This window comes from Streptomyces sp. NPDC054841 (assembly GCF_053611045.1).
On record NZ_JBSGZO010000330.1, the window covers coordinates 1 to 9,688 of the forward strand.

The window sequence follows — 9,688 nt, forward strand, 5'->3', positions numbered from 1 at the left end:
GTGCTCTCAGTGTGCGCGGACTCCGGCGACGACCCGCTCCCGCAGCGCCGTACGGTCCGGCTTGCCCGCGGGCGTCATCGGCAGCTCCGCCACCACCAGCAGATGCTCCGGGTGCTTGCGGCGCTCGAGCCCGCGCGCGGTCAGATGCGCACACAGCTCGTCAAGTGTGGGGATCCGACGCCCCCGGGGTACGACGCACGCGGCGAGCCGCTCGCCCATCAGCGCGTCCGCCGCGCCGACGCACACCACGTCCCGGACCGCCGGATGCGTCGCGAGCTCCCGCTCCACCTCGGCCGGGCTGATGTTGGCGCCACCGCGGATGACCACGTCCTTGAGGCGCCCCACGACATGGAGCATGCCCTCCTCGTCCAGCAGGCCGAGGTCGCCGGTGCGCACCCAGCCGTCGGGGGTGCGGTAGCGGGTGTTCAGTTCGGGTGCGCCGACGTAGCAGAGCGGGGTCATCGGGCCCCTCGCGATGATCTCGCCGGTACGACAGGGAGGCACGTCCGCCATATCGGGCCCCACGATGCGGATGCCGGCGACGAGGGGGTCGGGGCGCCCGGCCAGTACGCCCTGCCCCGATGATGCGCGTACGGTCTCTCCGTCGAGACCTGTATGGCAGTTCACGCCGTCCGCCGACCCGTACAGGTTCACGACCGGGCAGCCGAATGCGCGCTGGGCGTCCGCCGCGGTCACCGCGTCCAGCGGGGCGCCGCCGAGGACCAGCGCCGTCGGCGCCGGGAGCTCCTCGCCGGTGCCGTCGAGATGGTCGAGCATCATGCGGATCATCGTGGGCACGCCCAGGACGTGCGTCGGCCGGTGCTCCCTGATCGCCTCGACCGCCGCCTCCGGTGTGAAACGGTCGAGCAGGATCAGGGTGCCCCCGTGCCGGGCGAGGGTGACCGCGGTGCCGTTGGAGCCGAAGGCGGTGGCCAGCGGCACGAGGAACAGACACCGCGGCGGGGTTCTCTCCGGCAGGAGCGAGGCGAGGAAGTTGCCCCGGCCGCCGGCCAGCGCGTTGTGCGAGTACGCGACCATCTTCGGCTCCGCCTCCGAGCCGGAGGAGACCAGGATGCGGGCCGCGCCGTCGGGGTCGGGCCGCGCGGCACCGAACCCGCTCGCGTCCGTACGCAGCAGCGCGGAGAACGACAGGGCGCCGTCGGGGATGTCACCGGGCCCGGCCGCGATCACGGTGCGCAGAGCGGGCAGCCGGTGCGCGAGCGCGGCCAGTTCGGCGGCATGCCCGCAGCCACGGTGCTCGACGGCGGCGATGACGGCCACCGCCTCCGAGCGCCGCAGCAGACTCTCGGCCTCCCGGCCGCCGCGGCCCACGGGGAACGGCAGGGCGACGGCGCCGAGCGCGGCGAGTGCGAGATCTGCGATGACGGCGTTCCGCCCGCTGGGCAGCTGTACGCCGACCACCTCACCCGCGCGTATGCCGGCCTCGGCGAGACCGGCGGCCAGACATCGCACCTTACGGTCGAGCGCGGTGTAACAGAGCGGCCCTTTGGCGTCGATCACGGCGGTGCGGTGGATCTCGGTGAACCGGTGGGCGCGGAAGAGGCTGTAGAGGTCGAGGTCGGGATAGCTGCCGTCGGCGGCCCATGAACGGCGCAGCTCGGCGGGGAGCAGATCACGCAGCGCGGCGGTCATACGAAGCTCCAGGGGGAAGGGACGACGGGGGCGCCGTGCGTGTCGCGGGTGATGTCGGAGGCGAACCGGGGGGCGGAGAGAAGGCCGGGCCCGCGGGGCGAGGTGCTGGCGCCCGTGCTGGTGCCGGTGGTGTCAGTGGCGGCGTCCGCCTGGGTCGCTGCGGATGGTGTGGTCACTGCGGTCGCTTCGGATGGTGTGGTCGCTCGGGATGGTGCGGTCGGTGCGGTCGGTGCGGTCGGTGCGGTCGGTGCGGTCGGTGCCGACGGTGCGGTCGGCTCGGCCGGGAGCGGCGGCGTGTTCGGGTACGCCGGGGCCGTCACGTCCGTGACCGCCGTCGCCGCGAGGCCGTGCGCACGCAGCAGTTCGATGCCCTGGGCGGTCGTCAGCGCGCCCACGTCGTACGCCGATGCCGCGGCGGCGCACGCGTCGGACGGTGCGATCCAGCCGTCGGCGGCGCGCAGGGGGCGGCGGAAACCGGCCGGGTGGCGTGCCGCGCGTCCGGCGGTGAGCCGGGCCAGGGCGGGCGCCGTGAGGAGTTCGGCCGCGCCCAGCAGGGAGGAGTCGGCGCGCACGCCGTGCCCGGTGCGCTCACGCAGCAGGAGCGCGGCGAGGACCGCCTCCGCGCCGAGCAGACCGCCCAGGACGTCGAGCAGGGTCATCAGTGAGGGGACCGGCGGCTCGTCGGCGGGGCGTACGGCCTCGCCGACGCCCGTGCGTGCCTGCACCATGAAGTCGGTGGCCATGGGCGCGTCCGGCAGCCGTCCCGCCCAGCCACCCGTGTACGCGTAGACCAGCGCCGGGTTCACCGCCGCCAGGTCCTCGTGGTCGAGCCCGAGTTGAGCCGCCTTGCCCGGAGCCCAGTTGTGCAGGAACACATCGGCCTCCGCGGCCAGCGCCCGCAGAACGGCCCGGCCCGTTGCCGACTTGATGTCGGCCTCGACGGCTCGCTTCCCGCGGTTGAGCGCGAGCCAGCGGGCGGACACTCCGGAACACGCCGGCGGCATACCGCGCAACGGGTCGCCACCGGGCGGCTCGACGCGCACCACGTCCGCCCCGAGCAGTCCGAGCAGATGCGCGGCGAGCGGTGCCTGGATACGGCGCCCGGCCTCCAGCACGGTGAGCCCGGCGAGAGGCAGCTCCCGCGCGGCGGGCGGGAGCGGGAGGGCGGACGGGACAGAGCCGGAGCCGTACGGCGTCAGCGTCCACGGCGGCCCGCCCGGGATGTCGTACGAGGACAGCGGCCGCAGCGCGCAGACCTCGGCGCCGGAGCCGGCCGCCGCCTGCCGTATCCGCTGCCACGGATGCGTACGGGCCGTGCTGTGCAGGGCGTCGGGGAAGGGCGCACAGGCCGTCGCGTACCGGAACTGGAAGGGACGCCAGCCCGCCCGTACCGCGTCCTCCGGGGCGTCCAGCGACCGCCAGAACATCGCCCAGGCGCCGGGGTCGAGCGTCTCCAGCTCGAAGACCGTGCCGTCGCAGGACGTGAACGGCGGCCCGCCGGGCGAGAGTACGGCCGCCTCGGGCTCCTCCGCCCCGGCGGCGGCCAGATACTGGGACACCGTCAGCAGCCCCGCCCGGTCCACGGAAGTCGCCACCCCGGTGACGTTCCGGCCGCGCGCCTGGCCGACGAGCGCGGCGAGCACACCCTGCACGGTGAGGACGGCGGCGGCGGTGGACGCGTAGTCCGCCGCGAGTCCGCGCGGGGCGCCGTCCCTGCGGCCGTGCACCGCCATGATCCCGGTCGCGGCCTGGGCGGTGGCCTCGTCGGTGATGTCGGCGGAGCGGACCGGATCGGCCCAGGTCATGCGAGCCGTGACGGGCGCGAAGCCAGGGCCTTCGACGGTGAGCGCGGAACCAGGGCCTTCGACGGTGAGCGCGGAGCCGGAGGCCGTCACTTCGCCGTCGGCTCCCGCCTTCGGCTCCGGCTCCGGCCGCGGCTGCGACCCCGCGCCGAGCAGCCGCAGATGCCCGGCGACGAGCTCCGCGCAGGCACGCGGCCCCGACGGGTCTTCCGGTCCCTGCCGCGTACGAAGGCCATCAAGCGGCTGAGCCCGCCGAGTGGTCGCTGGTGACGCCATGCGTCGCTTCTCCTCTCCTCACGGGAACCCGGGAGCACACGCACCCGACCAGTTCCACGGGACAGGCAGTCGGACAGCTGTTCCCCTTGGTTCCCGGACGGTTGGAGTGATGTACGTGCGCAGGGTGACGGACGAGGAGCGCGGACTGCCTGAGTGCCCGCACGATGTACGGGACGTACGGGACCGCGTGGCCGGGTACGTGAGCGAACAGGTCATGCCGCACGAGCCGGAACTGGACGCGGGCGGCCCGGCGGCCGCAGCGACCCTGCGCGAACTCCAGGACGGCGCCCGCCGCGCCGGACTCTGGGCACTGCCTCTGCCCGTCGAACTGGGCGGCCAGGGGCTCCCGTTGGCCTCGTACGCGCATGTCGCCGAGGCGGAAGGGGCCAGCGACCACGGGCCGTCCGTGCTGGGCTCCGCCCCCCTCCTGGACGTGCTCATGCTCACCCGGCACGGCACGTCCCACGTGCGCGAGCGGTACCCGAAGCGGCTGACCGCCGGGGAGCTGCGCACCTGCTATGCGATGACGGAGCCCGAAACCCCGGGCACGGACCCGTTCCTGACCGCCACCACGGCCGTACGCCGGCCCGGCGGCTGGACCGTGAGCGGGCGGAAATGGTTCGTCACGGGAGCGGGCAGCGCCGACCTGGTGACCGTACTGGCCCGGACGGACGGCTCGCCCGGTGACCGCTCGGGCCTCTCCCTCCTCCTCGTCCCCACCAGCTCGCCCGGCTTCCGCGTCGTCCGCGAACTGCCCGTGCTCGGCGCGGGCGGCCAGTTCGAGATCGAGCTCGACGGGGTGTCCGTCCCTGACGACCACGTGTTGGGCACACCGGGCCAGGCCCTCGACATCGCGGCCGAGCGTCTCCAGCTCGGCCGGACCCTGCGCTGTCTGCGCTGGCTCGGCCAGGCGCGGCGCGCGTACGCACTCATGCGCGAGCGGGCGGTCGCACGCACCCGGTCGAAGGGACAACTCGCCCAGCTCCAGCTGGTCCAGCAGCACGTCTTCGACGCCCTGCTCGCGCTGCGTACGACACGCCCCCTCGTGTACGAGGCGGTCGCGCGGATCGCCGCCGGCCGTGACGCGCATGTGGAGGTGGGCCTCGCAAAGGTCGCCGCCGCACGCATGCTGCACCAGGTCGCGGACGCGGCCGTCCAGGTCCACGGTGCGGCGGGCCTCGGGCCGGACACGGCGCTGCCCGCTCTGCTGCGCACGGGCCGGACGGCCCGGATCCTCGACGGTCCCGACGAACTCCACATCACGTCCGTGGCGCGCAGGGTCCTGCGAGAGCCGTGACGGGACGGCAGGCTTCGTCACGTGGTCAGGCGGCGTGGACGTCCACGAGGCCCGTCAGCGCGGCGAGTCCGTACGCGAAGAAGAAGGATCCCCAGACGAGCTCGTGGCGAACTGCGATGCCGTCCGCGGTGCCGTCCGCAGCGCCGCCGCCGGCGTCGTAGCAGCCGTCCAGCAGTCGGCCGTCCGTGGTCGTGTGCACCGTGGCGAGCCGTCGGAGGATGTCCGCCGCGCGGGACTTCAGCAGCTGCCTGGCGGCGGGCGCGTAGGGCTCGTCGGCGGACCCGGCGGACCCGGCAGACCAGGCCGGCGCGTAGGGCTCGTAGGGCTTGTCGGCGAGCTTGAGCAGGGCGACCGCGGTGATGGCCGCTGCGGAGGTGTCCAGAGGTCCGTCGGGCCGTGCCGAGTCCGCGGGCGGGACCAGCGGCGCGGACGGGTCCACCGCGGCCGCGACCAGCCTCGCGAGAGCGGGATGACAGGCCGTTCCGCCGAGGTGCCACAGCCCGTCGGCCGCCGCGAGCAACAGCCATGCCCGGCCCCGGCTCCACCCCGGGGCGGGCTCCGGCAGCGGGGACCAGGCCTCCTCCTGCGGGCTGAACTCCCAGGCGGAATACGGTGATTGATTGCAGAGGTCCAGATGCCGCCCCAGATGCGATGCGGCGGCGGCCCGCCCTTCCGGTCCGGCGCAGGCCAGCAGCTGTACGACTCCGGGGACGGCGTCCGCCCGCGCCCGCAGCCGCGGCCCGCCGAACGCCTCGCCCCAGGGCACGAGGCCCAGTTCCCGGTCGAAGTCCTGCAGGAGAGCTGCGGCCCCACGCCGCCGCAGAACGTGGGCGTGGCCGCCGGGTGTTCCGCCCGGCCGGCGCGGGTCGGCGCCGGGCGGGGGCTCCGCCGCGGAGTCCGAACCCGGGTGGTGCGTCCGACCGTGCGTCCGGCTGGTCGGAAGTGGGCTGTTCGGAGACGGGCCGTCCGGAGACGAAGCGTTCGGAGAGGGGCCGTTCGGAGAGGGGCTGTTCGCGCCGGCCTGGGCTTCGGAACCGGCGGTTGCGGGCGGCGGGGCGAGTGCCGTGCCGTACCAGAGGATCAGACCGCGGGTCGCGGTGTCCGACGTCAGCCACGGTTCCAGGCGAAGCGTGCACTCCTGGGCCGCGGTGGTGTCCGCCGGGGTGCCGGTGTGCAGGGCTCGCAGCCACAGCAGCCCGGCCCAGAAACCTCCCGTCCAGGATCCGCGGGCCGTGGTGGTCCAGCGGGCGCTCGTCGGATCGGCGTGGAGGGGGAAGCGGTCGCCGGTCTCGGCGCGGGTGCGGGCGACCCTCGCCAGGACGGCCTCCAGGGCCGGGTCGGCCCAGTCATGACCACCGTTCATTCCAGGCCGCCGTCTCGTTCCAGGCCGTCTCATTCTCGGCCGTCTCGTTCCTGGCCGCCGCGTGTGCCGTCCCGTACCGCCCACACCACCGCCACGACCGCCGCACCCGCGAACTCCGCGGCGACCAGCAGCCAGCCCGTGGTCCAGCGGCCGTCCGCGGCCAGCAGGCCGAACAGCGGCGGCGCCAGGGCGAAGCCGGCGAAGAAGCCGGCTGAGACGAGCGCGGAGTCCTGACCCGCCCGGCCGGGCGCGGAACGCTGCATGACCAGCACCATGGAGACGGCGTTGGCGGACACCGCGAACACGCCGACGGCCACCGCCGCCGCCCAGACGAGGGCCGGCAACCGCGAGGAAGCGGCCAGGACGAGTGCCGCCGCGACGGCGCCGAGCGCCAGCAGCCCGGGCAGCCGGCGGGCACGTCCCGGCGCGCCGGCGACCTTCGACCAGCCGATGCGGCCCGCGATGCCCGCGCAGCCGAGCACCGCCACGAGCGCGGCGGCCGGTGTGGCGGAGAGCCGGAGATGCTTCGTGCCGTAGAGCGCGAGATAGGTGTTCACGGAGGCGATGCCGCCGCCGAGCAGCAGCGAGAAGAACAGCAGCCAGGCCACGGTGCCACGGGGGACCAGGGAGGATCGCGGCCCGGAGGCCGGCGGAGCCGGATCGGGCGGCAGGGCCTGCGCCGACCACGCGGCCGCGGCCACCGCCGTGGCGGCCGCCGTCCAGACCGCCGCCCGCCATCCGGCCACCGCGGCCAGCCCCGCCAGCGGCAGCCCCGCGACGAACGCGCCCAGCTGCACGCCCGACTGCTTCATCCCGGTGACCGGCCCGCGCCGCTCGGGCGGCACGGCGGCCAGAATCGCCTTGTTCGTCGCCGGGTTGGCGAGCGCCTGCGGCAGGCCGCCGAGCGCCACCGCCCCGAGCAGCAGTCCCGCACCGGACGCCGAACCGATCAGTGCCAGTGCGATCGCCGTCACCAGCAGCAGGGCGACCAGGCTGCGCCTCGGGCCCACGCGGTCCACCAACCGCCCGCCCAGCGGGGAGAGGAGAGCCGCGGCGCCGAAGCCGACCGTCGTCGTCAGGCCCAGCACGGTGGGGGAGATGCCGAGGGCGTCCACCAGCCGCGGGCCCAGCGCACCGAGCAGGAACAGCTGCATCATCGAGAAGGCCATGGCGCAGGTCAGCAGCGCCGTCAGCGGCGCCCCGGCCTCACCGCCACCCGCGCTGGGCGGACCGGCGCCCTGTATGGTCCCCGGTTCGGTCCCCACATGCCCTCCGTTGCCGTTTCCTGTTGCCGTGTCCCGCGCTGCCTGACGGGGCAGGACGGAGCCTGATGAGGCCCCGTCAGGAGTCGTGCCGGCGGGCGGGCGAGTTCCCCTGGAGCGTTGTGTGCTGTGTCACAGTTGATCAACTGAGGTGCACGCGGCGCCTTTTCCGTAACCGGCGGGTGAAATCCGTTGAGCGGATGCAAGGATGAGGCCGCCATGACGACAGGGCGATGTACGCGAGCGATTCGGGCCGTGATGTTCGCGGCCGTCTGCGCGCTGCTCACGGCCCTGGGGCATGCCGTCATGTCCGACACCGCGGTTCCGTTGGGAGCCGTGGCGGGCGGGCTCGTCCTGACGGCCGCCGGAGCCTGGGGGCTCGCCCGGCGCGAACGCGGCCCCCTCCTGGTCACATCGGCCGCGGTGGCGGCGCAGGCACTGCTGCACGCCGGTTTCTCACTCGCTCAGGCAGCGGCCCGTCCGGTGCTGCCCGGCGGTCCGTCGCTGGCCCGGCAGTGGGCGCAATATGTCACATGTGGCACGGTGCAGGCACCCGCCCGCGCCGCCGTGGACGGCCACGGCACGGACGGCCTCGGCATAGGCGGCCACGGCATGGACGGCCACGAGGCAGTCCATCACCACATGGCCGGTCCGGCCGATGGCATGACCGGCATGGCTCACGACATGACCGGCGTGGCCCATGACATGACCGGCGTGGCCCACGACATCACCGGCATGACCGCCGATATGGCCGGCATGGCCCACGACATCGCGGCCACCGGCCAGCACATGGCAGGCATGTCGCCCCTCGGCATGCTCGCGGCGCACGCGCTGGCCGCTCTCCTGTCCGGGCTGTGGCTCGCCCAGGGAGAGCGGGCCGCGACGCGTGTCCGTGCCGCCACCCGCCTGCGCGGTGCCTTCCGCGTACTGGGCGGCTTCGCCGGCCGGCTCGCCGTATCCCTGCGGCTCCTGTTGCTCCGCCTGCCCGCGCTCCCGCACCGCCCCCGCCGTCCGCGCCGCCGCCGGGACGATGGCGCACGCGCTCCGCGCCGGCAGCTGCTCGTCTTCGCCATCACCTCACGAGGGCCTCCTGTCGTACCCGCTGTCCTCTGACAGCCGGCTCCCCCCGGCCCCGCCCGAAGGCGCGGCCGTACGACACGAGTACCGGCCGTGCGTCCCACCGCGCGCCGGAATCCCTGAACACCGAGAGGGACATGAGGCGATGACGTCTGCCCTGCCCTGCCCGCCCCGTGGAACCGAGCACCACCCCCGAATACACGGCGACGAGGCCGTCACCAACTGGGCCCTGGACGCCCGCCGTGGCGACCCCGAAGCGGTGGAACGCTTCGTCCGGGCGCTGCACCGTGACGTATGGCGGTACGTGGCGTACCTGAGCGCCGATCCCCAGTCCGCCGACGATCTGACCCAGGACACCTTCCTGCGGGCGCTGCGCAGCCTGCACCGTTTCGAGGGGCGCTCGTCGGCACGCACCTGGCTGCTGACCATCGCGCGCAGGACCGTCGTCGACAGCCTGCGCCACGCGGCCGCCCGGCCCCGGCCCGCGGACACCGCCGACTGGCAGACGGCTGTCGAACACGCACAGCCGCGCGGCCTGCCCGGCTTCGAGGAAGGCGTGGCGCTGACCGAACTGCTCGCGGCGCTCCCCAAGGAGCGGCGTGAAGCGTTCGTGCTGACGCAGTTGGTCGGACTGCCGTACGCGGAGGCGGCGGCACTCTGCCGCTGTCCCGTCGGTACGGTGCGCTCCCGGGTCGCCCGGGCACGCGCGGCGCTGGCCGACCTGCTGTACGAAGCCGACCGGCCCTGCGGTGCGGAGGAGACCGGGCCGCCTCCGCGTGGTGAGGACGCGCTGACCGTGGCGGCGTGAGCCCTGCCGGGCGGTGGGCCCCCCGGCGCGGGGCCCCCCCCCCGGTGAGGGGCGGGGGCCCCCCCCAGTGGCCCGGCGCCGGCCCAACCCGCCCCGCGCGGGGCGGGCCGCCCCCGCCGCCCCCCCCCCCCCCCCCCCGGGCCCCCCCGC

Annotated in this window: 7 protein-coding genes; 3 read left to right on the top strand and 4 right to left on the bottom strand. The window is 74.9% G+C overall.

Going from position 1 to position 9,688, the window contains the following annotated elements; translation table 11 throughout:
• Positions 1-6: 6 nt before the first annotated feature.
• Both ACWGI8_RS31745 and ACWGI8_RS31750 read right to left on the bottom strand, forming a co-directional pair.
• Positions 7-1,653: a class I adenylate-forming enzyme family protein gene (locus ACWGI8_RS31745; protein WP_453666177.1), complete on the bottom strand. Its 1,647-nt coding sequence runs from the start codon at positions 1,651-1,653 to the stop codon at positions 7-9.
• A complete protein-coding gene (locus ACWGI8_RS31750; protein WP_453666178.1) occupies positions 1,650-3,731 on the bottom strand; it encodes a CoA transferase in 2,082 nt (693 codons plus the stop codon). Before ACWGI8_RS31750 ends, ACWGI8_RS31745 begins: the two co-directional genes overlap by 4 nt.
• 109 nt (positions 3,732-3,840) lie before the next feature.
• On the opposite strand from ACWGI8_RS31750, the gene ACWGI8_RS31755 reads away from it, so the two are divergent.
• Positions 3,841-5,028: an acyl-CoA dehydrogenase family protein gene (locus ACWGI8_RS31755; RefSeq protein ID WP_453666179.1), complete on the top strand. Its 1,188-nt coding sequence runs from the start codon at positions 3,841-3,843 to the stop codon at positions 5,026-5,028.
• Positions 5,029-5,053: 25 nt separating this feature from the next.
• Here ACWGI8_RS31755 and ACWGI8_RS31760 read toward each other — a convergent pair whose 3' ends face one another.
• Positions 5,054-6,391 (bottom strand): sugar ABC transporter permease, encoded by a 1,338-nt coding sequence (locus tag ACWGI8_RS31760; protein ID WP_453666181.1) that lies wholly within the window; start codon positions 6,389-6,391, stop codon positions 5,054-5,056.
• A gap of 29 nt (positions 6,392-6,420) precedes the next feature.
• On the bottom strand, positions 6,421-7,656 hold the full coding sequence (locus ACWGI8_RS31765; RefSeq protein ID WP_453666182.1) for an MFS transporter: 1,236 nt from the start codon (positions 7,654-7,656) through the stop codon (positions 6,421-6,423).
• Positions 7,657-7,872: 216 nt separating this feature from the next.
• Between ACWGI8_RS31765 and ACWGI8_RS31770 the strand changes: the two genes are divergently transcribed.
• Entirely contained in the window at positions 7,873-8,766 is an 894-nt protein-coding gene (locus ACWGI8_RS31770; protein ID WP_453666183.1) for a hypothetical protein, read from the top strand.
• Positions 8,767-8,875: 109 nt separating this feature from the next.
• Positions 8,876-9,538, top strand: coding sequence for a sigma-70 family RNA polymerase sigma factor (locus ACWGI8_RS31775; protein WP_453666185.1), 663 nt, complete (start codon positions 8,876-8,878; stop codon positions 9,536-9,538).
• Positions 9,539-9,688: the final 150 nt, after the last annotated feature.

Coding starts and splice junctions, on each gene's coding strand:
- ACWGI8_RS31745 (WP_453666177.1), bottom strand. CDS start 1,653: ATGACCGCCGCGCTGCGTGATCTGCTCCCCGCCGAGCTGCGCCGTTCA.
- ACWGI8_RS31750 (WP_453666178.1), bottom strand. CDS start 3,731: ATGGCGTCACCAGCGACCACTCGGCGGGCTCAGCCGCTTGATGGCCTT.
- ACWGI8_RS31755 (WP_453666179.1), top strand. CDS start 3,841: ATGTACGTGCGCAGGGTGACGGACGAGGAGCGCGGACTGCCTGAGTGC.
- ACWGI8_RS31760 (WP_453666181.1), bottom strand. CDS start 6,391: ATGAACGGTGGTCATGACTGGGCCGACCCGGCCCTGGAGGCCGTCCTG.
- ACWGI8_RS31770 (WP_453666183.1), top strand. CDS start 7,873: ATGACGACAGGGCGATGTACGCGAGCGATTCGGGCCGTGATGTTCGCG.
- ACWGI8_RS31775 (WP_453666185.1), top strand. CDS start 8,876: ATGACGTCTGCCCTGCCCTGCCCGCCCCGTGGAACCGAGCACCACCCC.